Annotated in this window: 25 protein-coding genes and 1 tRNA gene; 20 read left to right on the top strand and 6 right to left on the bottom strand. The window is 22.7% G+C overall.

The features are described 5' to 3' along the window. Positions 1-4: 4 nt before the first annotated feature. The 3 genes from H0H58_RS00270 to tsaB are packed head-to-tail and all read right to left on the bottom strand — an operon-like array spanning position 5 to position 3,146. Positions 5-688, bottom strand: coding sequence for a potassium channel family protein (locus H0H58_RS00270; RefSeq protein WP_185865069.1), 684 nt, complete (start codon positions 686-688; stop codon positions 5-7). A gap of 3 nt (positions 689-691) precedes the next feature. Beyond that, positions 692-2,437: a TrkH family potassium uptake protein gene (locus tag H0H58_RS00275; protein ID WP_185865070.1), complete on the bottom strand. Its 1,746-nt coding sequence runs from the start codon at positions 2,435-2,437 to the stop codon at positions 692-694. Between the two features lie 46 nt (positions 2,438-2,483). Further along, the gene (gene tsaB, locus H0H58_RS00280) at positions 2,484-3,146 is read right to left on the bottom strand and encodes a tRNA (adenosine(37)-N6)-threonylcarbamoyltransferase complex dimerization subunit type 1 TsaB (protein WP_185865071.1); all 663 of its coding nucleotides are present in this window, start codon (positions 3,144-3,146) and stop codon (positions 2,484-2,486) included. Between the two features lie 88 nt (positions 3,147-3,234). Between tsaB and nadE the strand changes: the two genes are divergently transcribed. The 3 genes from nadE to cysS are packed head-to-tail and all read left to right on the top strand — an operon-like array spanning position 3,235 to position 6,165. Beyond that, a complete protein-coding gene (gene nadE, locus H0H58_RS00285) occupies positions 3,235-4,020 on the top strand; it encodes an NAD(+) synthase (protein WP_185865072.1) in 786 nt (261 codons plus the stop codon). Positions 4,021-4,071: 51 nt separating this feature from the next. After that, positions 4,072-4,671 carry a GTP cyclohydrolase I FolE gene (gene folE / locus H0H58_RS00290; protein ID WP_185865073.1) on the top strand — a complete coding sequence of 200 codons (600 nt, stop codon included), beginning with the start codon at positions 4,072-4,074 and terminating at the stop codon, positions 4,669-4,671. Between the two features lie 27 nt (positions 4,672-4,698). Then, positions 4,699-6,165: a cysteine--tRNA ligase gene (gene cysS / locus H0H58_RS00295; RefSeq protein WP_185865074.1), complete on the top strand. Its 1,467-nt coding sequence runs from the start codon at positions 4,699-4,701 to the stop codon at positions 6,163-6,165. On the opposite strand, the gene H0H58_RS00300 is transcribed toward cysS, so the two are convergent. Beyond that, on the bottom strand, positions 6,160-7,311 hold the full coding sequence (locus H0H58_RS00300) for a trans-sulfuration enzyme family protein (protein WP_185865075.1): 1,152 nt from the start codon (positions 7,309-7,311) through the stop codon (positions 6,160-6,162). The two genes, cysS and H0H58_RS00300, sit on opposite strands and share 6 nt — an antisense overlap. A gap of 200 nt (positions 7,312-7,511) precedes the next feature. Here H0H58_RS00300 and atpB point away from each other — a divergent pair, with 200 nt between their 5' ends. The 15 genes from atpB (at position 7,512) to ilvA (ending at position 22,427) form a co-directional block, all read left to right on the top strand. After that, a complete protein-coding gene (gene atpB / locus H0H58_RS00305; protein WP_317168429.1) occupies positions 7,512-8,549 on the top strand; it encodes a F0F1 ATP synthase subunit A in 1,038 nt (345 codons plus the stop codon). 16 nt (positions 8,550-8,565) lie between these two features. After that, entirely contained in the window at positions 8,566-8,793 is a 228-nt protein-coding gene (atpE, locus tag H0H58_RS00310; protein ID WP_185865077.1) for an ATP synthase F0 subunit C, read from the top strand. Positions 8,794-8,805: 12 nt separating this feature from the next. After that, complete coding sequence (atpF, locus tag H0H58_RS00315) at positions 8,806-9,291, top strand: F0F1 ATP synthase subunit B (protein WP_185865078.1); 486 nt, start codon at positions 8,806-8,808, stop codon at positions 9,289-9,291. A gap of 15 nt (positions 9,292-9,306) precedes the next feature. Further along, positions 9,307-9,822, top strand: coding sequence for a F0F1 ATP synthase subunit delta (locus H0H58_RS00320; protein ID WP_238785148.1), 516 nt, complete (start codon positions 9,307-9,309; stop codon positions 9,820-9,822). A gap of 1 nt (position 9,823) precedes the next feature. Next, a complete protein-coding gene (gene atpA, locus H0H58_RS00325; RefSeq protein WP_185865079.1) occupies positions 9,824-11,404 on the top strand; it encodes a F0F1 ATP synthase subunit alpha in 1,581 nt (526 codons plus the stop codon). A 28-nt stretch (positions 11,405-11,432) separates the two neighbouring features. Further along, positions 11,433-12,293 (top strand): F0F1 ATP synthase subunit gamma, encoded by an 861-nt coding sequence (locus tag H0H58_RS00330; RefSeq protein WP_185865080.1) that lies wholly within the window; start codon positions 11,433-11,435, stop codon positions 12,291-12,293. Between the two features lie 8 nt (positions 12,294-12,301). Further along, entirely contained in the window at positions 12,302-13,285 is a 984-nt protein-coding gene (gene trpS, locus H0H58_RS00335; RefSeq protein ID WP_185865261.1) for a tryptophan--tRNA ligase, read from the top strand. 97 nt (positions 13,286-13,382) lie between these two features. Continuing rightward, positions 13,383-13,919: a nucleotide exchange factor GrpE gene (locus tag H0H58_RS00340; protein ID WP_185865081.1), complete on the top strand. Its 537-nt coding sequence runs from the start codon at positions 13,383-13,385 to the stop codon at positions 13,917-13,919. A gap of 15 nt (positions 13,920-13,934) precedes the next feature. After that, on the top strand, positions 13,935-15,050 hold the full coding sequence (locus H0H58_RS00345; RefSeq protein ID WP_185865262.1) for a DnaJ C-terminal domain-containing protein: 1,116 nt from the start codon (positions 13,935-13,937) through the stop codon (positions 15,048-15,050). Between the two features lie 112 nt (positions 15,051-15,162). After that, positions 15,163-16,278 (top strand): tRNA 2-thiouridine(34) synthase MnmA, encoded by a 1,116-nt coding sequence (gene mnmA, locus H0H58_RS00350; protein ID WP_238785169.1) that lies wholly within the window; start codon positions 15,163-15,165, stop codon positions 16,276-16,278. A 164-nt stretch (positions 16,279-16,442) separates the two neighbouring features. After that, a complete protein-coding gene (gene ilvD, locus H0H58_RS00355; protein ID WP_185865082.1) occupies positions 16,443-18,128 on the top strand; it encodes a dihydroxy-acid dehydratase in 1,686 nt (561 codons plus the stop codon). Positions 18,129-18,149: 21 nt separating this feature from the next. Then, complete coding sequence (ilvB, locus tag H0H58_RS00360; protein WP_185865083.1) at positions 18,150-19,850, top strand: biosynthetic-type acetolactate synthase large subunit; 1,701 nt, start codon at positions 18,150-18,152, stop codon at positions 19,848-19,850. Then, positions 19,847-20,104: an acetolactate synthase gene (locus H0H58_RS00365; RefSeq protein WP_185865084.1), complete on the top strand. Its 258-nt coding sequence runs from the start codon at positions 19,847-19,849 to the stop codon at positions 20,102-20,104. The genes ilvB and H0H58_RS00365 overlap by 4 nt, the downstream gene beginning before the upstream one ends. Continuing rightward, entirely contained in the window at positions 20,101-21,147 is a 1,047-nt protein-coding gene (ilvC, locus tag H0H58_RS00370) for a ketol-acid reductoisomerase (RefSeq protein WP_185865085.1), read from the top strand. The genes H0H58_RS00365 and ilvC overlap by 4 nt, the downstream gene beginning before the upstream one ends. A gap of 14 nt (positions 21,148-21,161) precedes the next feature. Continuing rightward, the gene (gene ilvA, locus H0H58_RS00375; RefSeq protein ID WP_185865263.1) at positions 21,162-22,427 is read left to right on the top strand and encodes a threonine ammonia-lyase; all 1,266 of its coding nucleotides are present in this window, start codon (positions 21,162-21,164) and stop codon (positions 22,425-22,427) included. 29 nt (positions 22,428-22,456) lie between these two features. Here ilvA and H0H58_RS00380 read toward each other — a convergent pair. Then, positions 22,457-22,540 (bottom strand) — tRNA-Leu (locus H0H58_RS00380). Positions 22,541-22,613: 73 nt separating this feature from the next. Here H0H58_RS00380 and dapB point away from each other — a divergent pair. Together dapB and lepB are read left to right on the top strand one after the other, a co-directional pair. Further along, on the top strand, positions 22,614-23,333 hold the full coding sequence (gene dapB / locus H0H58_RS00385; RefSeq protein ID WP_185865086.1) for a 4-hydroxy-tetrahydrodipicolinate reductase: 720 nt from the start codon (positions 22,614-22,616) through the stop codon (positions 23,331-23,333). A gap of 10 nt (positions 23,334-23,343) precedes the next feature. Then, positions 23,344-24,744 carry a signal peptidase I gene (gene lepB / locus H0H58_RS00390; RefSeq protein WP_185865087.1) on the top strand — a complete coding sequence of 467 codons (1,401 nt, stop codon included), beginning with the start codon at positions 23,344-23,346 and terminating at the stop codon, positions 24,742-24,744. Here lepB and H0H58_RS00395 read toward each other — a convergent pair whose 3' ends face one another. Further along, the gene (locus H0H58_RS00395; RefSeq protein ID WP_238785149.1) at positions 24,745-25,392 is read right to left on the bottom strand and encodes a rhomboid family intramembrane serine protease; all 648 of its coding nucleotides are present in this window, start codon (positions 25,390-25,392) and stop codon (positions 24,745-24,747) included. Positions 25,393-25,459 lie beyond the last annotated feature (67 nt).

Below are 25,459 nucleotides of genomic sequence, written 5' to 3' on the forward strand. Positions count from 1 at the left end.
ATTTTTAAATTTTTATAAAATTCATAATAGATTTATTAGTACCAAATATAGTTAATATATCTCCTTCTTGTAAAAGAGTATTTCCAGTTACTAATCCAATTACTTTTCTCTTTGGATCTTTTTTATTAAATGTAGGATTTTTACTATTTCTTATTATAGTAATTAAAGAAACAGAATATTTTTTCGTCAAATTTAAATCTTTTACTTTTTTTCCATTAAAAGAAATCGGTGAGAATACTTCAGCAATAGAATATTGATTATCTACTCTAAAATAATCTAGAGCATAATTAAAAACTATCTGTTTGGTTAACCTAAAAGCGGCATCTTTTTCAGGATGAATTATATCATCAATCCCCATAGCATTTAATATTGTATCATGTATCTTTGATAGAGATCGACTTATTATTCTAATTTTTTTAGATATTTTTTTTAGGATAGCAGTTGTAATTATAGATGCTCCTTCATTTTCTCCTATAGCAATAATTGCTAAATCTGCTTGATTAATTGGAATAACCTTATAAGCTGATTCATTATTAGCATCCATACAAACAACATTTGCAATATGATCCTTCAATAAATCTATTTGATCAATTTTATTATCTACTCCAAAAACTTCATGTCCATTATCAGTTAAATAAAGTGCTAAAGATCTACCAAAATTTCCTAGACCAATAATTATAATTTTCATTAATTAATTAATGATAATATCTTCTTTAGGAAATTTATAATAATAATGGTAATTAATCTTATTTCTTCTCAAGAAACTAATCATTATATTAAATATTCCTATTCTTCCTAAGAACATTAATAAAATTAAAATTAATTTACTTCCATTAGATAGTGTTGAGGTTATTCCTAAAGATAATCCAGTTGTCGAAATTGCAGAAAAGACCTCGAAAAAAATATATAAAATATTTTTTTTAGGATCTAAAAAAGCAATAATGAAAACACCTATATAAATTACTATTAAAGATAACATAATAATTGAAAAAGCTAAATGAATAGATTCTGATGATATTTCTCTACCTTTTAATTCTAATCTATTATTTCCTTTAGATAAGGAAATAATATTCATTATTGCAATTGCAAATGTGCTGGTTTTAATTCCACCTCCTGTTGAGGATGGTGAAGCACCAATCCACATTAATAAAATAGTGAATAAAATAGAACTAATATTAAAATTATTCATATTCAAAACATGAAATCCAGCTGTTCTTGCTGTAATAGCAGAGAAAAAAGATGCTATAAATTTTCCATAAAATGAATTATGTTCTTTAAGAGAAAAATTATATTCATTTATATAATAAAAAATAGTTCCAAAAAAAATCAGTAAAAAAGTAGTAATTATTACCAATTTTGTATTTAATGTTACTATATGAACAGGATTTCTCAAATTTTTATTGATTATAATTTTATAAAAAATTTTTTTGAATTTTAACCAAATAAATGTAAAAAAATTAAATAAAATATTAAAACCGATTCCTCCTAATATAATCAAAAAAGAAATAATTAGTTGTAATGAATAATTATATCTAATATTTTTCGAATATAGATCATCATGAATAGTTGAGAATCCTCCATTACAAAAAGCAGATACAGAATGAAATATAGAAAAAAATAATGGATTTTTTAATTCTACAATATTTCTATAATCATAATTTTTAATAGAAATATATATTAATAGTGCACCTAAAAATTCTATAATTAAAGTAAATAATACTACTTTTACAGCAAAAATAAGAACATTATTTGTAGTTCTAGTATTTAGAAAATTGCTAGCAAAAATTGCTTCTTTAAATGTAAATCCACTTTGAAAAAAGTAATTTAAAAAAGATGTTATAGTTAGGATCCCTAATCCTCCTAATTCTATTAATATTAATAATATAATTTTTCCTGAATAAGTAAAATCTTTAGACGTATCTAAAACCATTAATCCTGTAACACATACAGCACTAGTAGAAGTAAATAAAGCATCTATAAATGATATTTTTTTTACTGTAGATGATGGTAACATTAATAAAATTGATCCTAAAAATGTAAGAAATATAAAACTTGTAATAAATATAAAAATAGGATTATGAATTCTTACATATATTTCTCTCATAAAATATGTTGTACGAATTAATATATGTAATATTAAACTGATGATAGAATATATTTTTATATTATAAAAATTATCATTTATATAATATAATATAATAGGAATAATAAGAATAAAAAAAGATAAAAATATACTAGATTTATAATCTTTTTCAATTTTTTTATCAAAAAAAAATATGATAAAATGTATTATGTTAATGAAAAATATTATTCCGATAATGAATTTTCTATTGAAAATTTCAATAGGATATTTATTCCATCCTAAATAAATAATGATATATAAAAATATAATTGGTAACGAAAATTCTAATAGATTTTTTAATCTAGATAAAATCATTTGGTTAAACTTAACATCTCCATTTAATATTAATAAAATTCAAAAATCAAAAATATGTAGGTGTAAATTTATTTATTTTGTGAAATTTTTTTTCACAAAACTTTATATAAGAAATATATGACATATCTAAAGCAGATAGATTAGAAAAAAAATTTTTTTCTGTTTTTAATTTTTTAATATTACAATAATGATTAAAATTTCTTATTATATATACTTTGTATTTATGATGGTATCTATATTTGATTTCATTAATAATAATATTTTCATTCTTGATAGATGGGAAAACTATTATTTTTTTAAATACATTAAATAATGCAGTATAAAAAAAATCTTTTTTTGCATATATAATTGGAATCAATAAAATATTATTTTTTTCTTTTACATTTTTTATATTTATTTTTTGAACTAAAATAGTTAAAGAATCTAAAGATAATAGTGGAATGCCCAAAGAAAAACACAAACCTTTTGCTGCAACAACCCCAATTCTTAAAGAAGAATATGACCCTGGACCACTTGAAACACAAATTGATTTTAAATCATTTATACTAATATTTGCAATTTCTATTGCATACTTGATAAATATATGTAATTTTTCCGAATGTAAATATTGTTTTGAATTTTCTTCTACAAAAACTAAATTTGTTCCGTTTTTAGAAATACTTACTGAACAATTTTTTGTAGAAGTTTCTAAATTTAATATTAAAGACATATTTTTTTTTAAAAAAAATTGCATTTAATATAATAATTTAATTATATACTTAAGATTCTTAAAAAAAGATAATTTATTAAATTGAAAAATGAATAAAAAAAAGGTAATCTGTCATATAGTATCATGGTTAAAAGAATATATTCAACAGTCTAAGTTTAAAGGTTTTATAATCGGAATATCTGGTGGAATAGATTCTGCTGTAACATCTTTTTTAGTATCCATGACTGGATACCCTACAACTTTATTAGAAATTCCAATTATAAAAAATAATCATTTTCTTCCTAAAAAACATGCTGAATTTTTAATGGAAAAATTTTCCAATGTTCATTATATTAGAAAAAATTTATATGCATTTTTTAAATCTTTTTGTAATAATTTTGAAATTGGAAATGATCATAATCATAAATTAGCATTAGCTAATGTACAATCTAGAATTCGAATGTTAACATTATATTATTATGCAAACTTACATAATTATCTTGTGGTAGGAACTGGTAATAAAGTAGAAGATTGTGGAATAGGATTTTTTACTAAATATGGAGATGGTGGAGTAGATCTTATGCCTATAGCTGATTTAAATAAAAGTGAAGTAAAAATTATTGCTAATGAATTAGATATTCTGGATGAAATTCAAAAATCTAAACCTACTGATGGATTATGGGAAGATGATCGTTCTGATGAAGAACAAATAGGAATATCTTATAAAGATTTAGAATGGGCTATGAATCTTAAAAAAGAACAAATAGATCTTTTATCAAAAAATGAAAATGAAATTTTCAAAAAATATAAAAAATTACATCTAAAAAATAAACATAAAATTATTTCTATCCCTATTTGTCGTATTCCTTCTTCTATTAAATTAAAGGATGAATAAATAATGAATTTTAAAAATTCAATTTTTATAAATTAATTTTATTTATCAATCATGATATTAAAATATGATCAAAAAAAATTAGAAAAAATTTTAAAAATAGAAAAACATTTTTTTCAAATTATGAAAATTTTAGGATTAGATATGAATAATAATAATCTCAAAAAGACCCCCAAACGTGTTGCAAAAATGTTTATAGAAGAATTATTTAGTGGTCTTTTTATTGAAAATCATCCTAATCCGTCTGTTTTTGAAAATAAATACAGATATAAACAAATGATCATTGAAAAAAATATCACAGTTTATTCTACTTGTGAACATCATTTTCTTCCTATAGTAGGAAAAGCACATGTTGGATATATTCCTAATGGAAGAGTTTTAGGATTATCTAAAATAAATAGAATTGTAGATTTTTATTCAAGAATGCCACAAGTTCAAGAACGTTTAACGATACAAATTGTTGATTATTTAAAAGAAATTTTATTAACTAAAAATGTAGCATGTATTATCGAAGCAAAACATTTATGTGTTAATTCCAGAGGAATAAAAGATACAGATAGCATTACTATAACCACTGAATTAACTGGTGATTTTCAAAAAAAATCAGAAATTAGAAATGAATTTTTTCATCAAATAAAATTTTCTTCTTCGTAAGAAGATTCATATAAAATAAGTAATATTATGATGAATAAAATCATAAATAATTTAAAAATATATAACTCTCTAACAAAGAAAAAAGAATTATTTAACCCTATTAATAATAAAAATGTAGGAATTTATGTTTGTGGTCCAACTGTGTATAATCATTTACATTTAGGAAATTATAGAACCTTTATAATCTTTGATATTATTTTCAGATATTTAAAACATATAGGATATAAAGTCCGTTACGTGAGAAATATTACTGATGTTGGTCACTTAGAAAACGATGAATATCATAATCATTCAGAAGATAAAATATCCAAAAGATCTCGTATAGAAGGAATTGAACCTATGGAAATAGTTCAAAAATATACAATTTCTTTTCATAAAGTATTAAATACTTTAAATCTTTTACCTCCTAGTATAGAACCTACCGCTACCGGACATATAATAGAACAAATAGAAATAATTAAAAAATTTATTGATAAAAAATTAGCTTATGAAAATAAAGGATCTGTTTATTTTAATCTAAAACAATATGAAAAATTATATCCTTATGGTGTAATTAGTAATAATAACGTTAATAATCTTTTTTTTAAAAAAAAAAATTTTAATCATGAAAAACTTTCTCCTCATGATTTTTGTATTTGGAAAAATGCTAGCGATAAACATATAATGAAGTGGAATTCACCATGGGGAAAAGGATTTCCTGGTTGGCATACAGAATGTATGGTGATGAGCACAAAATATTTAGGTAGTAGATTTGATATTCATGGTGGTGGAATAGATTTAAAATTTCCACATCATGAATCTGAATTAGCTCAATCTAATGGTTTTTATAATACTCAAAATAGTTTTGCTAAATATTGGATACATACTAATATGTTAACTATTAATGGAAAAAAAATGAGTAAATCTTTAGGAAACTTTATAAGTGCAAATGAAATTTTTTCTAAAACTATTTCTTCTCCCAATGTTTTTAAATTATTCATTTTACAATTTCATTATAGAAATATTCTAAATTTTTCATTAGAAAGCTTAAAAATAGCTGAAAAAGGATATTTAAAAATAAAAAAATCTATCAAAATATTAAAATATTTTATTCCAAATAATAACTTGGAAGATCCTTCATCAGAATTTAAGTTAAAAAACTGGATATATAATTGTTATCATGCTATAAATGATGATTTCAATACTCCATTATTAATATCTCATTTGTTTAAAGCTACTAATTTTATAAACTCAAGCTCTTTTTCGGAAAAAATAACAAAATATAATTTTAAATTATTAAAAAAATATATGATTTATTTTATTTTTGATATATTAGGATTTATAGAAATAAAAAAAGAATTATCCGAAGAAAATTCAAAAAATTTAGATATTTTAATCAAAAATTTAATAAAATTTCGAGAAAAAATGAGAATTCAAAAACAATGGATCATATCGGATAAAATTCGAAAAGAATTATTTAATATAGGAATTTTAATAAAAGATAAAAAATTATAATAATGATAATGCTTGATTTAAATCATTTATTAAATCTTCAACATCTTCTATTCCTACTGATAAACGTATAAGAGAATCTTGTATTCCCGATTTTTTTCTAATATTTGAAGGTGTAGATTTATGTGTCATAGTGGCAGGATGACAAATTAAACTTTTTGTTCCACCTAAACTTTCTGCTAATTTAAATAACTTAGTCGAAGTTACTATTTTTTTTGCATGTTCAACGGTATCATTAATCAAACTAAATGATATAATTCCCCCAAAATATTTTTGTTGTTTTAATGCTATCAAATGATTTTTATGATTAGATAGTCCAGGATAATATACTTTATCAATAGAATTATTTTTATTTTCATTTAAAAATGATGCTATTTTTAATGCATTTTTAGATTGTTTTTTTACTCTTAAAAATAATGTTTGGCTTCCTCTTATAGTTAACCAACAATCCATTGGAGCTAATACTCCACCAGTGGCATTTTGAATATATTTTAAATTTTCATATAATTCTTTATTTTTAACTGTGATCAATCCAGCTAAAACATCAGAATGACCAGCTAAATATTTAGTAGCACTATGAATTACTATATCTGCTCCTAACTTAATAGGATTCTGAATAACAGGAGAAGCAAAAGTATTATCTACTACAATTAGTATATTGGGATTAAATTTTTTAGATTTTTCACATATTTCTTTTATATCAGATACTTTTAAAGTAGGATTAGTTGGAGTTTCTATCCATATTAATTTAGTTTTTTTGGAAAAAAATAAATTTAATTTTTCTGAATTAGTCATATCTAAATATTTAGTATTTATCCCTAATTTTTTATACAGGTTAAATAACCGGAAAGTCCCTCCATAAATATCATCTATAGCTAATATTTCATCATCATATTTAAGTAATTTTAAAACTGCATCAATTGAGGATAATCCAGAAGAAAAAGCTAAACTATTATATCCATATTCTAATTTTGTAATTAATTTTTCTAATATTTTTCTTGTGGGGTTGTTAGTTCTTGTATAATCAAATCCTTTATGAATTCCTGGAGCTTCTTGTACATAAGTAGAAGTTTGATAAATAGGAGTGGATATTGCTCCTGTAAGTGGATCAGATAAAATACTTTGAATTATTTTTGTTTCTTCCTTCATAATAACCTTGACTTGAATAAATATATCCCATATATTTATTCTATATAATACAAATTTACTTCATTCAATACAATAACAAAACGAAAAAAAATAAAACTTTAATAAATAATTTATCTTTATTTTTAAAAATAAATAAATTTGTTATATTATTTTTTTATTTAAATAATATCTAATATCATAGAATGATTTTAAGATTAATATTGTCTATTATATCCTTTGTTTTATTATTTAATAATGATTTATTTCAGAAAAAAAAGAATAATAAAAATGATTCATTAAACATATCTAATATTATTTTTAACCATGTAAATGATTCACATGAATGGAAATTTATAAAAAAAAATAAAATTAATATTAGCATACCATTACCAATTATTATTTGGAATAATGGATTAGAATTTTTTTTATCATATGATTTAATGAATGGAAAAACTGTAAAAGGAAAAAATGGATATTATATAATGTTTCGAGAAAATATATATCAGACAAATTCTTTAGGAAAATTATACTTTGATAATAAAGGAAATACTATAAATGATAAACCATTAGATTTTTCTATTACCAAAAATACTATTTCTACTTTTATATCTTTTATTTTATTAATATTTTTTCTTACAAAAATGGGAAAAAACTATAATTATTCTCTAACAAAAGAAAATAATATTTGTAAATTATGGATATTAGTAGAATATATAATTCTCTTTATAAGAGATGAAGTCGCTATTCCCTATATAGGAAAAAATACTTATAAAAAGTATTTATCATTTTTATTATCATCATTTTTTTTTATATTAGTCAATAATTTAATGGGAATTATACCAGGATTTCCAAATGTAACAGGAAATATAAATACAACTTTAGTATTAGCAACTATAACATTTTTTATAACTATTTTAAATAGTAAAAAAAGTTTTTGGAAACATATTTTTTGGATGCCAGGTGTTCCTATAGGAATTAAAATATTATTGGCCCCCATAGAATTAATAGGAATTTTTATTCGTCCATTAACTTTATGTATTAGATTATTTGCTAATATTTTAGCTGGACATATAATTGTTTTAAGTTTTATTTGTCTTATTTTTATATTTAAAAATATTTTTATTATAGGATTTTCTGTAATTTTTGGTTTTTTTATTTCTTTGTTAGAAGTTATGGTAGCATTTTTACAATCTTTTATTTTTACAACTTTATCTGCATTGATAATAGGAAATTCTATAAAAAAATATAAAATACATTAAACAATATTAAAATATTATGAATACAGATTTAATATATTCAGGAATAGCTGCTTTAGGAGCTGGAATTGCCGTTATTGGAGCGGGATTAGGAATTGGAAAAATTGGGAGTTCTGCTATGGAAGCAATTGCTAGACAACCTGAATCTTCAGAAAAAGTACAAAATGCAATGATTATTTCTGCAGCACTTATTGAAGGTGCTGCTTTATTTGGAATAGTTACTGCATTATTAGCAGTTTTAAAATAAATAAAAAAATACATGGATTTAATTTCCCCATCTATTGGATTAATATTTTGGAATACAATAATATTCTTAATGTTAATATTATTTTTATCCAAATTCGCTTGGAATCCAATTATAAAATTTATAGAAAAAAGAGAAAACAAAATCAAAGATTCTATAAAAAAAGCTCATAAAATAGAAATTGAATTGAAAAATGTAAAAATCAAAAAGAATAAAATTTTAGAAGAAGCTCGTAAGAAAAAAGAATTAATTTTAGAAAAAGCATTAATAATTGGAGAAGAAATCCGATCCAAAGCTAAAAAAGATGGCATATTACAACAAAAAAAAATTTTAGATAATACAAAAAAAATGATTGATTTTGAACAAAAAAAATCAATTCAATTATTTAAAAATCAAATAAAAAATATATCTATTGATATAGCTGAAAAAATATTAAAAAAAGAATTGCATAATAACTTTGAACAAGAAAATTTTATAAAAGATCTAATTACTAAAGAATAAATTAATAAAATAATTATGATTTTCTACAAAAAAATAATTGAACATTATGCGATGATTCTTTTTAAAGAAAATGAAAAAAGAAAAGATTTTAAATATAAAACAATAAAAAATATATATAATCTATTATGTAAGAATTACTATTTAATGGAATTATTATATAATCCATTATTAAATAATAATATTAAAATACAAATTATAAAAGAAATATTTTTTGATATATTTTTATTTAATTTCATGAAAATTTTAATATTAAAAAATAGATTTTTTTTATTAAAAAGAATATTATTAGAATATATAAATATATATGATAAAAAAATAAAAAATATAATAAAATGTATTATAATTACCGCTGTTCCTATAAGCGAGGATTTACAAAAAATGATATCAAAAAAAATAATTCCTAATCAAGAAAAATTCCATATAATTAATCGTATAGATAATTCTATTATTGGAGGATTTATATTCATGACAGAATATAAAGAATGGAATTTTAGCATTAAAAAAAATTTGATTTTATTAAAAAAAAAATAAAATGTCGGAAATAAAATTCTCTGAAATATCATCAATATTAAAAAAACAATTATCCGATTTTAAATTTCAATCAAAATTATCTGAATACGGAATTGTAGTTCAGGTAGGAGATGGAATTATTAGAGCTTTTGGTTTAAACTTAGTTTTTTATGGAGAAATAGTAGAGTTTGAAAATCAAGAAAAAGGAATTGTGTTAAATCTTGATGAAGATCATGTAAGCATTGTATTGCTTAGTCTTTCTAAGAAAATAAAAGAAGGTGATTTTGTAAGAAGAACCAAAAAAAATTTTACTATAAAAGTAGGAGAAGGTTTGTTTGGCCGTGTAATTAATGCATTAGGTGATCCCATTGATGGAAAAGGATCAATAAAAGGAAAATTATTTGAAATGCCTGTAGAAAGAAAAGCTCCTGAAGTAATTTATAGAGAACCAGTAAAAGAACCATTGCAAACCGGAATAAAATTCATAGATTCAATGATTCCTATAGGAAAAGGACAAAGAGAATTAATTATTGGTGATCGACAAACTGGAAAAACTACTATAGCTATTGATACTATTATTAATCAAAGAAGATTTAATAAAGAAAACCCTGTTTATTGTATATATGTATCTATTGGTCAAAAAGGATCTACGATAGCAAGGATAAAAAAAATATTGGAAGAAAAAAATGCTATGTCTTATACAGTTATAGTAGCTGCCACTTCGTATGATTCAGCATCAATGCAAGTATATGCTGCTTTTTCTGGGACTTCTATTGGGGAATATTTTAGAGATACTGGACGATCGTCTTTAATTGTATATGATGATTTATCAAAACAAGCTGTTTCTTATAGAGAAATATCTTTATTATTACGTAGACCACCAGGAAGAGATGCATATCCAGGAGATATATTTTATTTGCATTCTCGTTTATTAGAACGTTCTTCTAAAATTATAAGAGATAATAATATGGCTAATAATATGAACGACATTCCAAAATCTATAAAAAAATATGTTAAAGGTGGAGGATCACTTACAGCTTTACCAATTATAGAAACCCAATTTGGAGATATATCCTCTTATATTCCTACTAATGTAATATCTATTACAGATGGACAAATTTTTTTAGAAAAAGATTTATTTAATTCAGGCATTCGGCCAGCAATTAATGAAAGTATATCCGTTTCTCGTGTTGGAGGTTCAGCTCAAATTAATTCTATGAGGAAAATATCTGGAACCTTAAAATTGGATCAAGCTCAATTTAGAGAGTTAGAATCATTTTCTAAGTTCGGATCAGAATTAGATTCTAATACTATGAATCTATTAAAAAAAGGAAAAATCAATATAGAGATTTTAAAACAACCTCCTTATAGTCCATATGAAATATCAAATCAAATCGCTATTATATATATTGGGACTCAATACATCTTAAAAGATGTACCTATTTATAAAATTTCTTTTTTTGAAAAAAAATTTTTGGATTTTTTAAATACAAAACATAAAAAGTTATTGGAATCTTTAAAAGATGGAATTTTTAATGAAAAAATATCTACAGTATTAAAAAATACTGCTAAAAAAATAATAAAAAAAGAAAATCTTAATTAAGATTAACTAATATTTAGTAGTTACATTAATGTCAAATATAAAAGAAATTAAAAAAAAAATATTTTCAATTAATTCAGTTATAAAAACAACAGAAGCAATGAAAATGATATCTATATCTAAATTGAGAAAATTTAAAGATAAATTTTATCATATTTTAGATTATATGAATTATATGGAGTGGATTTTTATAGATTTAATATCTAAAATTGAAAAAAATAATATTTTTTTTTATGATTCTAAAAAAAATTGTATTAATAAAAAATTATTTATTTTATTTACATCTAATAAAGGACTTTGTGGATCATTTAATTCTTTAATTTTTAATCAAATTAAAGAATTAAATATTGATATCAATAAAAAAAATTATTTATTTTTTTCTATAGGAAATAAAGGAAGAATTTTTTTAAAAAAAAAAAAATATTGTATTTGGAATAATAACTTTTCTTTTGAAGAAAATCCTAAACAATTTATAAAAAAATTAATTAAAGATTTCTTAAACAAAGAATTTAATTCAGTATATTTAATTCATCATATTTTCAAAAAAACTTTTAGTCAAGAAATTATTTTTAATAAAATTCTTCCTATCCCTAATAAAATTATTGATTCTAATCAAAATAAAAAACAACTAAAAATACAACCTATTTTAGAATCTACTATTAAAGATATTTTGAATTATTTTATTCCTTTATTTTTAGAAGTAAAATTCAAAAAAATTTTTATAGAATCTCTATCTTCTGAAAATACATCTCGTATGATTTCAATGCATCAAGCTACAGATAATGCATATAGTATCAAGAACAATTTAATATTACATTATAATAAAAGTAGACAAAATATTATAACCAAAGAAATACTTGAAATTATAAGCGGATTAGAATCAATAAAATAAATATGACTATAAAAAATATTCTAACAGGAATTAGAAGTACAGGAGTTCCTCATTTAGGAAATATTTTAAGTGTTATTATTCCATCTGTAAAAATTTCTACTAATAACAATCAAAAAAATTCATTATTTATATTTATAGCAGATTTGCATTCTTTAATTGAAACAGATAATATCCCATATATAAAAGAAAATGTTTATCAAATAGCTGCGGCTTGGCTCGCTTTTGGATTAAATACAGATAATTGTCTATTCTATAGACAATCTGATATTCCAGAAGTTACCGAATTAGCTTGGTATTTAGGATGTTTTTTCCCCTATAACAGACTTTTATTATCTCATTCTTTTAAAGAAAAAAAAAATAAACAAATAAATTTAGGATTATTTACTTATCCTATATTAATGGCAGCGGATATTTTACTTTATGATGCTAACATTATTCCAGTAGGAAAAGATCAAATTCAACATATTGAGATTACCAGACGGATAGCTAATTTTTTTAATAAAAAAATTAAAAAGAAAATATTTACATTACCTAATCCTCTTTTACATAAGAAAAATATGCTAGTTATAGGAACAGATGGAACAAAAATGAGTAAATCAAAAAATAATTGTATTAATATATTTTCTTCAAATGAAATTTTAAAAAAACAAGTTATGAAAATTCATACTGATAATAAATCTTTACAAGAAAAAAAAAATCCAGAAAAAGATTATATAATTTCTTTATATAAATTAATAGCACCTGTGAATAAGGTTAAAGAAATGGAAAATAAATATTTAATAGGAAAATATGGATATTTTGAAGCTAAAATGACTTTATATGATTTTATTATAAAAAAATTTTCAAAAGAAAGAGAAAAGTTTTTGTTTTATATAAATAATAAAAATTTTTTAGATAAAATTTTATTTTTAGGTGCTCAAAAAGCAAAAATTATAGCTAAAAAAAAGTTAAATTTTATAAGAAAAAATTTAAATTTTAATACTTATCAATAATGATAAGTTATCTGAATATAAAATTGGAAAAAATTTTTCTAATTTTATTTGATTAAATATTAAATAATAAAGAAAAGAAGTAAATACTTTATATATTATGAGTGATAATATCAATGAAATAAATATCGATAAAGATAAAAATCTTTCTTCTTCTGATTCTAAAAAAAAAATTTTGGAAAATAATCAAGAAAAAAAAATATTGAAGGATCAATTAGAAAAAGAAAAAGATAAATTTTTGCGTCTTTTTGCTGAATTTGAAAATTATAAAAAACGTATAAAAAAAGAAAAATTTGATATTTTTGAGGTTATTCACGAACAAATTATTATTGAGTTAATTCCAATTTTAGATGATTTTGATAGAGGATTAAAAGAATTAAAAAAATCTAAAGATAAAATTATTTTAAAAGGAATTTCATTAATACAAGAAAAATTGATAAAAATTTTAAAACAAAAAGGATTAAAGAAAATAGAAGTAAAAAAAGGAGATGAATTTAATACTGATTTTCATGAAGCAATTACACAAATCCCTGCTATTAAAGATAATTTAAAAGGTAAAATAATAGATATTGTGGAAGATGGATATCTTCTAAAAGAAAAAGTAATACGACACGCAAAAGTTATTACTGGAAAATAACAAAAATAATTTTTTATAATGAAAAAAGATTATTACGAAATACTAGGAGTATCCAGAAATGCTACACCAGAAGAAATAAAGAAATCTTATAGAAGATTAGCAATAAAATATCATCCAGATAAAAATTTACATGATAAAAAAAATGCAGAAGAAAAATTTAAAGAAGCTGCTGAAGCATATGAAGTTTTAGGAAATCCTGAAAAAAGATCTCGTTATGATAAATTTGGGCACTCTGGAGTAAGAAATAGTGCTGGTGGAAGTATGAATATGGAAGATATATTTTCAAATTTTGGAGATATTTTTTCCGATGCATTTGGAGATGGTTTTTCTAGTTTTGGATTTGGCCGATCATCTAGTCAAAAAACAATTAAAGGAAGTAATTTAAGGATTAGAGTAAAATTAACATTAGAAGAAATAGCAAATGGAATAGAAAAAAAAGTTAAAGTAAAAATATTAAAAATGGCTAAAGGAACAAGAATAAAAATTTGTTCCTCATGTAATGGGACTGGTCATATAGTACGTGTAACTAATACTATATTAGGGAGAATGCAGACTTCTTCTCAATGTAATACATGTCATGGAACTGGAAAAAGTATAGAAAATATTCCTTATGGAGCTAATAGATATGGATTAATTAAAAAAGAAGAATTAGTTAATATCAAGATACCTGCAGGATTAACAGAGGGAATTCAACTAAAAGTACCTGAAAAAGGAAATGATGCACCATTTGGTGGTGTACCGGGAGATTTAATTGTATTAATAGAAGAAATTCCTCATAAAGAATTAAAAAGAGAAGGAAATAATTTACATTATGATTTATATATTTCCTTTTCAGATGCGATATTAGGAACTATCAAAGAAGTTCCTACTATTAATGGAAAAGCTAGAATAAAAATAAATCCAGGAACACAATCAGGAAATACTCTAAGATTAAAAAATAAAGGATTACCTAATATAGAAGGATATGGAAATGGAAGTTTATTAATCCATATTAACGTATGGACTCCTAAAAAAATTAATGAAGAACAAAGAGAATTTTTTGAAAAAATGAGAAAAAACGAAAATTTTATTCCGCATCCAAAAAATTCAGAAAAATCTTTTTTTGATAGAATGAAAGAAATGTTCTCTTAATATTATCTTAAAAAAGATAATTTTAATTTATTAACAATCAAAAAATTATGAAAAAAAAAAAACGGTTGTTGTAGCATTATCCGGTGGAGTAGATTCTAGTGTTGCTGCACTAATTTTAAAAAAAAAAGGATATAATGTAATCGGACTATTTATTAATAATTGGGAAGATCCTGTTTTTAAATGTAATTGGATAAAAGATAGTATTGATGCTATGCTAATAGCTAATAAATTGAAAATTCCTTTTCAAGTGATAAAAATGAAAAAGGAATATAATAAATATGTAATCAATTATATGTTTAATGAATATAAAATTGGAAAAACCCCTAATCCTGATATATTATGTAATGAAAAAATAAAATTTAATTTTTTTTTGAAAATAGCAACTATTAAATTAAAAGCTGATTTTATAGCTACTGGACATTATGTAAAAAAAAAAGAATTAATAAAAAATAATAAAATAATATATCGTATTCTTATTGGAAAAGATTTAAATAAAGACCAATCTTATTTCTTGTGTAGACTAAGTCAATATCAATTAAAAAAATCCTTATTTCCATTAGGAAATCTAACTAAAGATGAAGTAAGAAAAATTGCTAAATCAAATAATTTTTGTAATGCTTATAAAAAAGATTCTCAAGGATTATGTTTTGTTGGAAAAATTAAACTTCCAGAGTTTCTTGAAAAAAGAATTAGTAAAAAAAAGGGAAAAGTTATTTATATAAAATCTAGTTCTTCAATTTATAAAAATAATAATATATCAAAAACTGATAATTTTTTTTCTATCAAAAAAAAGATTAAATACAAAGAAACAGATGGAAAAATTATCGGATATCATTCAGGTGCTCATCAATTTACTAAGGGACAAAGAAAAGGTATATCTATTGGAGGATACAAGAAAGCTCTTTTTGTTATTGATACTGATATAGAAAAAAATATTATCTATACCGGAATGGGACGAGAACATCCTGGTTTATATAGAAAATATTTATTTATTAAAGAAAAAGATATTCATTGGATTAGAAGTGATATATTCTTATCCTTAGAAGGAGAAAAAATGAAAGTTTTTTGTAGAATTAGATATAGACAATCTTTACAAAAAGCCACTTTATTTAAATTAAAATTAGGAATATTAATTTTTTTTGAAAAAATGCAATATGCAATATCAGAAGGACAATTTGCAGTTTGGTATCTTAATAAAGAACTAATTGGATCCGGAATAATATCTTGATTCATTTAAAGGATGATATTATATAAATTGAATTGATTTTTTTTTTATTATTTTTGCATCATATCGCATATGATATTTGATTTCGATTATAAAGTTATTTTTAAAAAATTAATTACTTTAAATCATGGAATAAAATAATGAGTTCGGTATTATTAAAATGTTAGATGGAAAAAAAGATTAATAATTTTAGTAAAAAAATAACAGAAAATTCTGATTTGCCAGCTGCACATGCAATGTTATATGCCACTGGATTAAAAGATTTAGATTTTCATAAAGCTCAAATAGGAATAGTTAGCAATTGGTATGAAGGAAATCCATGTAATATGCATCTTAATAAATTATCAGAAAAAGTTAAATTAGAATCTATATCTAATGATCTAGTTGGATTTAGAATTAATACTATTGGAATAAGTGATGGAATTACAATGGGAACAGATGGAATGAAATATTCTCTTCCTTCTAGAGAGATCATCGCAGATAGTATAGAATCGGTAATTAATTCTCATTATTATGATGGAGTAATTGCTATTCCCGGTTGTGATAAAAATATTCCTGGTGTTACCATAGCTATAATCCGGTTAAATAGACCATCAATTATTATTTATGGGGGGAGCATTTCTTCTGGAAGATATAAAAATGATAAGATAGATATTATTTCTTCTTTTGAAGCTTTAGGGAAAAAAAATACAGGTAAAATATCTAATGAAGAATACAAAAAAATAATAAAAAATTCTTGTCCTGGTCCTGGAGCATGTGGGGGAATGTATACAGCAAATACTATGGCAGCAATATTAGAAACTATGGGAATTATGTTACCATATTCATCTTCTAATCCATCAACTAGTATTGAAAAAATTGAAGAATGCAAAAAATCAGCTATATATATAAAGAAATTATTAAAAAATAATATAAAACCTAAAGATATAATAACAAAAACTTCTATAGAAAATGGAATAAAATTGGCTATATGTTTAGGTGGATCTACTAATTTAGTTTTACATATATTAGCTATTGCTAGAGCAGCTGATATAAATTTAGATCTTTCAGATATCCAAAAAATTAGTGAAAAAGTTCCTTTTATTGGAAATTTAAAACCCAGTGGGAAGTATTTGATGGAAGATATTCATTCAATTGGAGGATTACCAATTATTATTAAATATTTAATAAAAAAAAAATTATTAAATGGTGATTCTTTAACAGTGACTGGAAAAACAATCAATGAAAATTTAATAGATGTACCTGATATAAATTTTAACAATCAAAAAATTATTTTTCCTATTGAAAAACCCATTAAAAATAGTGGACACATTAGAATTTTATATGGAAATTTATCTCCAAATGGTTCTGTAGCAAAAATAACTGGAATAGAAGGTTTGATTTTTAGAGGAAAAGCTATGGTATTTAATTCTGAAAAAGAAGCAAATTATGCAATTTTAAACAATAAAATTATTCCAGGAATAGTATTAGTAATAAGATATGTAGGGCCAAGAGGAGCTCCAGGAATGCCAGAAATGTTAAAACCAACTTCATATATTATGGGAAGTGGATTAGGAAAAAATATTGCTCTTATTACAGATGGAAGATTTTCAGGAGGTACTCATGGATTTGTAGTAGGACATATTACTCCTGAAGCCCAAGTAGGTGGGATGATAGCTTTCATAAAAAATGGTGATTTTATTAAAATAGATGCTGAAAGAAACACTATAGATGTAGAATTAGAAAAATCTGAAATAGAAAAAAGAAAAAAATCTTGGCTTGCACCTTTATCAAAAATAAAAAAAGGTTATTTATATAAATATTCTAAATTAGTATCATCAGCATCTAAAGGATGCGTTACGGACGAATTTTGATTCAATTTTTGTATGTTATATATGGAAAAAAAAATATTTTCCGGTTCCGAAATAGTAATAAAAACTCTTTTAAATGAATATGTAAAATATATATTTGGATATCCTGGAGGGGCCATTATGCCAATATATGATTCCTTATATGATTATTCGGATTCAATATCACATATTTTAATGCGTCATGAACAAGGAGCTATTCATGCAGCACAAGGTTATGCTAGATCTACTGGAAAAGTCGGGGTATGTTTTACTACTTCTGGTCCTGGGGCAACTAATTTAATTACTGGACTAGCAGATGCATTGATTGATAGTACTCCAATTGTTTGTATAACAGGACAAGTTTCTTCTGATCTTTTGGGAACCGATGCTTTTCAAGAAACAAATATAATAGACATTTCACTTCCAGTAACTAAATGGAATACTCAAGTTATTTATGCAAAAGATATTTGTAAATCTATTCAAAAGGGTTTTTTCATAGCAAAAAATGGTCGTCCTGGTCCAATTTTAATTGACATAACTAAAGATGCACAACTACAAAAATCAATATTTTATTTTAAATGTATTAATAAAATTAAAAATTTTAATCCATTTCCAATTGTAGAAAATAATAAAATAAAGGAAGCTGCGTCTATTATAAATAAATCGAAAAAGCCATTAGCATTAGTTGGTCAAGGTGTAATATTAGCTAATGCAGAAAAAGAACTAAAAGAATTTCTTGAAAAAACTGGTATACCAGTAGCTTGTACATTATTAGGATTAGGATCATTATCTAGTAATCATAATTTATATGTAGGAATGTTAGGAATGCATGGGAATTATGGTCCAAATATTTTAACTAATAAATCTGATGTAATTATTGCAATAGGAATGCGATTTGACGATCGTGTAACTGGAAATATAAATAAATACGCTAAACAAGCTAAAATAATTCATCTTGATATAGATAATTCTGAAATAAATAAAAATATTTTATGTCATGTTCCAATTTTAGGAAATTGTAAAATTTCCTTAAAAAAACTTAATAAACTTGTTATAAAATCTAGTCATAAGAAATGGTTAAAAAATTTTCTTTCCTTAAAAGATAAGGAAAAAAATGTAGTAATGAAAAAAGATCTTAATCCCAAAAATAAAAAAATAACTATGGGAGAAGTTTTAAAATGGATAAATTTATATAAAAAAAAAAATGCAATTCTTGTCACAGATGTAGGACAACATCAAATGATAGCATCAAGATACTTTAATTTTAGTTGTAAAAAAAGTCAAATAACTTCTGGAGGGTTAGGAACAATGGGTTTTGCTTTACCAGCTTCAATAGGAGCAAAATTAGGAGCAAAAAATAGACAAGTTTTATGTATTGTAGGTGATGGAGGTATACAAATGACTATACAAGAAATGGGAACTATATTACAAAATAATGTATCTATAAAAATAATATTATTGAATAATAATTTTCTAGGTATGGTCCGTCAATGGCAACAACTTTTTTTTAAAAAACGTTATTCATTTACAAAATTACAAAATCCAGATTTTGTAAAAATAGCTAATGCTTATAATATAGCAGCTAAAAAAGTTTATAAAAGAGAAAATTTACAAAAATCTATAAAAACAGCATTAAGTAATGATAAAAAATCTTTTTTATTAGAAATAATAGTAGAAACAGAGGAAAATGTTTTTCCTATGATTCCATCAGGATCATCTGTTGAGGAAATACGTTTAAAATTATGATTCATAAGTTTAGATTAGTAATTATAGGAGAAAATGAAATAAGATTATTAAATAGAATACTTATTTTAATAAGTCGAAGAAATTTAAAAATTAATTATATAAATGTATCTAAAAAAAAATTTGAAAATAATATAAATGAATACTTACTAGATTTAGAATGTAAAAAAAATCAATTAATAAAACTTAATAAGTTGATTAATCAACTAATTGGAATTAGTCATACTTATTACTATAAAAAAAAAATTTCAGTATGAAAATAAAATTTGGAAACACAGAAGAAAATATTATTACTAGAGAAGAATTTTCTTTAAATAAAGCTAAAAATATATTAGAAAAAGAAACAATATCTGTATTAGGTTACGGTATTCAAGGACCTGGACAATCTTTAAATTTAAGAGATAATGGATTTAATGTAATTATCGGACAAAGAAAAAAATCTGTTTCTTGGAAAAAAGCGTTGAAAGATGGTTGGATCGAAGGAAAAAATCTATTTTCTTTGGAAGAAGCATGTAGTAAAGGAACAATATTAATGTATTTATTATCAGATGCTGGTCAAATATCATTTTGGCCAATACTTAAAAAATATCTAACAAAAAATAAATCTTTATATTTTTCTCATGGATTCGGATTAACTTTCCATAAAAAAACAAAAATATATCCTCCAAAAAATATAGATATTTTTCTAGTAGCACCTAAAGGATCAGGAACTAGTCTAAGAAGACTTTTTAAAAAAGGAAAAGGGATTAATTCTAGTTATGCTATTTATCAAGATTATAGCGGAAAAAGTTTAGAAAAAACTTTATCTATTGGTATTGGAATTGGTTCTGGATATTTATTTAAAACAAATTTTAAAAATGAAGTTTACTCTGATTTAGTAGGTGAAAGAGGAACTTTAATGGGGGCAATACAAGGAATATTTTGTGCTCAATATCAAGTTTTAAGAAAAAATGGGCATTCTCCATCAGAAGCTTTTAATGAGACGGTAGAAGAACTAACTCAAAGTCTAATGCCTTTAGTAGCAGAAAATGGAATGGATTGGATGTACTCTAATTGTTCCACTACTGCACAAAGAGGTGCTTTAGATTGGTGGAAAAAATTTAGAGATATTACATTACCATTATTTGAAGAATTATATGAAGAAGTATCTTCTGGAAATGAAGCAGAAAGAATTATTGTTTCTAATAGTGAATTAGATTATAGAAATAAATTAGAAAAGGAATTAAAAGAATTAAAAAATAGTGAATTATGGAAAGTAGGTGCAGTTATTCGTAATTTAAGACCAGATAAAAAAGATTAACTTTTTTAAAATTGATATATAAAATTATTGACAATTATTTTCCTACTTTACAAGGAATAATTAATGCGAAAAATCGTTTAAAAAATATTATTTTCAATACTCCATTACAAAAAAATAATTTTTTATCAGAAAAATACAATGCTAATGTCTTTTTAAAAAGAGAAGATTTACAGATTATACGTTCCTATAAAATTAGAGGGGCGTATAATAAAATAAAAAGTTTATCCTCTTTTCATTTAAAAAATGGAATTGTTTGTGCTAGTGCTGGAAATCATGCGCAAGGAGTAGCTTATTCTTGTAAAAAATTAAAAATTCCTGGAAAAATATATATGCCTAATACTACTCCTAAACAAAAAATAGATAGAGTAGAAAAATTTGGAAAAAAATATATAGAAATAATTCTTATAGGGGATAATTTTGATGCAGTAAACTTTGAAGCAATAAAAGATTGTAAGAAAAATAAAAAGTTATTTATTCATCCATTTGATGATACCAAGATTATTGAAGGACAAGCCACAATTGGATTAGAAATATTACAACAATCTAATGTAACAATTGATTATATTTTTATTCCTATTGGAGGAGGCGGGTTGATTTCTGGAGTTGGAAGTTATTTTAAACATTTTAGCCCTGAAACAAAAATTATTGGTGTAGAACCTACTGGAGCTCCATCAATGAGTTATTCATTAAAAAATGGAAAGGTTTTAGAATTAAACGAAATTGATAGATTTATTGATGGAGCTTCAGTAAAAAAGGTAGGGGAATTAAACTTTAAAATATGTAAAAAAATTTTATATGATATAAAAACTGTTCCAGAAGGAAAAGTATGTACTACTATTTTAGATTTATATAATTTAGAAGCTATAGTGGCAGAACCAGCTGGAGCTTTATCAATATCTGCTTTAGATTTTTATTCTAAAGAAATAAAAGGAAAAAATATAGTATGTATATTAAGTGGAGGAAATAATGATATTACCAGAACAGAAGAAATAAGGGAAAGATCTCTTTTATATGAAGAGAAAAAACATTATTTTATAGTTAAATTTCCACAAAGATCTGGATCTTTAAAAGAATTTATCAATAACGTTTTAGGACCTAAACATGATATTTCTTATTTTTCGTATTCTAAAAAAACCTCAAGAGAGGAAGGACCAGCAATAATAGGAATTGAATTAATAGATAAAAAGGAATTTCCTAAATTATTAGAAAAAATGAATAAACACAATGTTAATTTTCAATATTTAAATAAAAATCCCGATTTATTTCGCGTACTTATTTAATTATTATTTGTTTGATAAATAATTAATAATACCCACGACTGGATTTGAACCAGCACATCTTTGCAGATACCACCCCCTCAAGGTGGCGTGTCTACCAATTTCACCACGTGGGCTGAGTCAGCTAAATTTAATTTAAATATAAATAAATTTATGTATTTTATTAGAAATTTTATTTAAAATAAAATTATGAATATAGCAATTATAGGTTATGGAAAAATGGGAAAAGCTTTGGAAAGAATAGCAAAACTTAGAAATCATAATATTTCATTACGTTATGATAATACTCCTAATCCAAAATTATTAAAAAATTCAGATCTAGCAATAGAATTTAGTCAACCAAATACAGCTTTTCAAAACGTAAAAATTTGTATAGAAAATAACATTCCAGTTGTATGTGGTACTACAGGCTGGTTAGAAAAACTAAATATAGTTAAAAATATTTGTCTAAATAATAAAGGATCTTTTTTATATTCTTCTAATTTTAGTATTGGAATGAATATATTTTATATAATAAATAAAAAATTATCCAATTTGTTATATCCATATTCAAATGAATATGAGGTAATAATAAAAGAAACTCATCATACAAAAAAAATAGATAAACCTAGTGGAACTGCTATATCATTAGCCAATGATATAATAAGTAGTAAAATGAAAAAATCATGGAAGATTATAAATCATAATGATGAAAATAAAAAAGATACTAATTCTATATTCATAGAATCTAAAAGATTGGATAATGTAATAGGAGAACATAAAGTAATTTATAAATCTATCATTGAAAAAATAGTTTTAAAACATGAAGCATATAATAGAGATATATTTGCTATTGGTGCCATTATTGCTGCAGAATGGCTTTTAGATAAAAAAGGTTTTTTTTCAATGAAAGATGTTTTGGAATTATAAATTCTAATTGATGTTAGAATATATTATATATCATAGCATTTTTTTGTTAATTGAAAATATTATCCATATACTATTAACCTGTAATATATATAAAAATTTTAATATCAGTTATCAAAAGTCTTTTATCCCATTTTACAATATTGCAAATTATCTAAAAGCACATAGAAGGTCTATTTTTTATATGTTTTTATTGATTAATCCATTAACTAGTATTATTTTATATTTAATTTTGTGGATTGATCTAATTTATTCATTCCATAAAAATAAATTTTCTTTATCATTTTTAATATATTTAATATTTTTTGGATTTTTTCATATACTTTATATTAATTTTTTTCGTAAAAAAAATGATATTTTAGTTATAAAAAAAATAGATATTAAAAATAATAATTTTTTATTATCTATAATTTTTTCTTTTATTATTCAAACTTATATAATCCAACCATTTTTTATTCCTACTTCATCTATGGAAAAAACATTGTTAGTAGGAGATTTTATATTAGTTAGTAAAATCCATTATGGATTGAAATTACCTATTTTACCTGTTTTTATTCCATTTACATTTAAAAAAAATAATTTTTTAGGATTAAAGGATTATTTTCCATTTAGTTTTAATTCTATGCAATCAATAAAAAGAAACGATATAATTGCTTTTAAATTTCCTATAAATTATGAAAATTCAATAATAGATAAAAAATATAATTATATTAAAAGATGTGTAGGGATTCCAGGAGATACTATTTTTATTAAAAATGGTAATTTATTTATTAATAATAAAAAAGAGAAAAATGAATTTTTTTCAACAAAACAACAATCTTATATTATAAAAACAAATAAAATTTATCTAAATATAAAATTTTTAAAAGATAATATGGATATAAAAAAAATATATTTTTTAGGAAAAAAATATCAAAAATACTATTATCAAACCACTTTAACTAAAGAAGATGTCAAAAAAATGAAATATTTATTCAAAAATAAAATTTTTATAGAAAAGTATATAACACCTAATAATATAAAAGATAATTGTATTATACAAAATAAAGAGGAAATTATATGGAATAAAGATTTTTTTGGACCACTTCATATTCCTAAAAAAGGAGATTTAGTTGAAATTAATTCAGATAATGCGCATATGTATAAAAAAATTTTTCCTTATGAATGTAATAAAAAAAGATTAATCAATAAAGGTTTAAAGAAATTTATAAAAATAAACAATCATTATTATTTTATGATGGGAGATAATAGACATAATTCTTATGATTCTAGATATTGGGGATTGGTTTCTGATAATCAAATCATTGGACCAGCTTTGATTACATGGATGAGTGTTTCTTGGGATGAAGATAATCCTATTAATTTCCTAAAATGGAATATCCGTTGGAATAGAATAATGAAAAAAATTAACTGATTAAATTAAAAAATATTTTATTTTTTTTTGAAAAAAAAAATTTCCTATTAAATAACCGGATAATATTCCACCAATATGTGCAAAATGTGCAATACCTGGTGATAAATTAAATATAGATGATAATAAACTTATTATAATGAAAATTATAATCGCTTTTTTTATTCTAATTGGTAAAGGGAACGGTAATATAAAAATCTTCTGTTCTGGATAAAATATAGCAAAAGCTCCTAAAATTCCACTTACAGCTCCAGATGCCCCCATCATAGGAGAATAAATATAACTATATATAGTGAATCTTTTATATTCGGATAATAAAATTAATGAATAATTAATTTTTTCAAAACTAAAATTTTTAATAAAATAAAATATTAATCCAGTATTAAATATAATTTGTACAAATGCAGATAAAATTCCAGATACTATATATAACATAATTAATTTTCTAGATCCTAATAGATTTTCCATTTTTCTCCCAAACATTAATAATCCCAACATATTAAGAATTATGTGTAATAATATATTTTTAGAATGTATAAACATATGAGTAAATACTTGAAATATTTTAAATCTTTCATCTAGTGGATTGTATAAAGAAAACGTATCTTCTATTTTAGATGGATATAAAATCAATATAGATAAATAAATCAATACATTTATACTGATTAAATATTTTACAGTATATAAATTAAAATTAAATTTAATATAATAAAAATTC

It is taken from the genome of Blattabacterium cuenoti (assembly GCF_014251775.1).
Taxonomy (GTDB): domain Bacteria; phylum Bacteroidota; class Bacteroidia; order Flavobacteriales; family Blattabacteriaceae; genus Blattabacterium; species Blattabacterium cuenoti_H.

Coding starts and splice junctions, on each gene's coding strand:
- atpE (WP_185865077.1), top strand. CDS start 8,566: ATGAATACAGATTTAATATATTCAGGAATAGCTGCTTTAGGAGCTGGA.
- H0H58_RS00300 (WP_185865075.1), bottom strand. CDS start 7,311: ATGAAGGAAGAAACAAAAATAATTCAAAGTATTTTATCTGATCCACTT.
- H0H58_RS00270 (WP_185865069.1), bottom strand. CDS start 688: ATGAAAATTATAATTATTGGTCTAGGAAATTTTGGTAGATCTTTAGCA.
- H0H58_RS00320 (WP_238785148.1), top strand. CDS start 9,307: ATGATTTTCTACAAAAAAATAATTGAACATTATGCGATGATTCTTTTT.
- atpF (WP_185865078.1), top strand. CDS start 8,806: ATGGATTTAATTTCCCCATCTATTGGATTAATATTTTGGAATACAATA.
- ilvD (WP_185865082.1), top strand. CDS start 16,443: ATGGAAAAAAAGATTAATAATTTTAGTAAAAAAATAACAGAAAATTCT.
- folE (WP_185865073.1), top strand. CDS start 4,072: ATGATATTAAAATATGATCAAAAAAAATTAGAAAAAATTTTAAAAATA.
- H0H58_RS00340 (WP_185865081.1), top strand. CDS start 13,383: ATGAGTGATAATATCAATGAAATAAATATCGATAAAGATAAAAATCTT.
- H0H58_RS00365 (WP_185865084.1), top strand. CDS start 19,847: ATGATTCATAAGTTTAGATTAGTAATTATAGGAGAAAATGAAATAAGA.
- dapB (WP_185865086.1), top strand. CDS start 22,614: ATGAATATAGCAATTATAGGTTATGGAAAAATGGGAAAAGCTTTGGAA.
- cysS (WP_185865074.1), top strand. CDS start 4,699: ATGATGAATAAAATCATAAATAATTTAAAAATATATAACTCTCTAACA.
- ilvC (WP_185865085.1), top strand. CDS start 20,101: ATGAAAATAAAATTTGGAAACACAGAAGAAAATATTATTACTAGAGAA.
- ilvB (WP_185865083.1), top strand. CDS start 18,150: ATGGAAAAAAAAATATTTTCCGGTTCCGAAATAGTAATAAAAACTCTT.
- lepB (WP_185865087.1), top strand. CDS start 23,344: ATGTTAGAATATATTATATATCATAGCATTTTTTTGTTAATTGAAAAT.
- H0H58_RS00330 (WP_185865080.1), top strand. CDS start 11,433: ATGTCAAATATAAAAGAAATTAAAAAAAAAATATTTTCAATTAATTCA.
- H0H58_RS00275 (WP_185865070.1), bottom strand. CDS start 2,437: ATGATTTTATCTAGATTAAAAAATCTATTAGAATTTTCGTTACCAATT.
- tsaB (WP_185865071.1), bottom strand. CDS start 3,146: ATGTCTTTAATATTAAATTTAGAAACTTCTACAAAAAATTGTTCAGTA.
- nadE (WP_185865072.1), top strand. CDS start 3,235: ATGAATAAAAAAAAGGTAATCTGTCATATAGTATCATGGTTAAAAGAA.
- atpA (WP_185865079.1), top strand. CDS start 9,824: ATGTCGGAAATAAAATTCTCTGAAATATCATCAATATTAAAAAAACAA.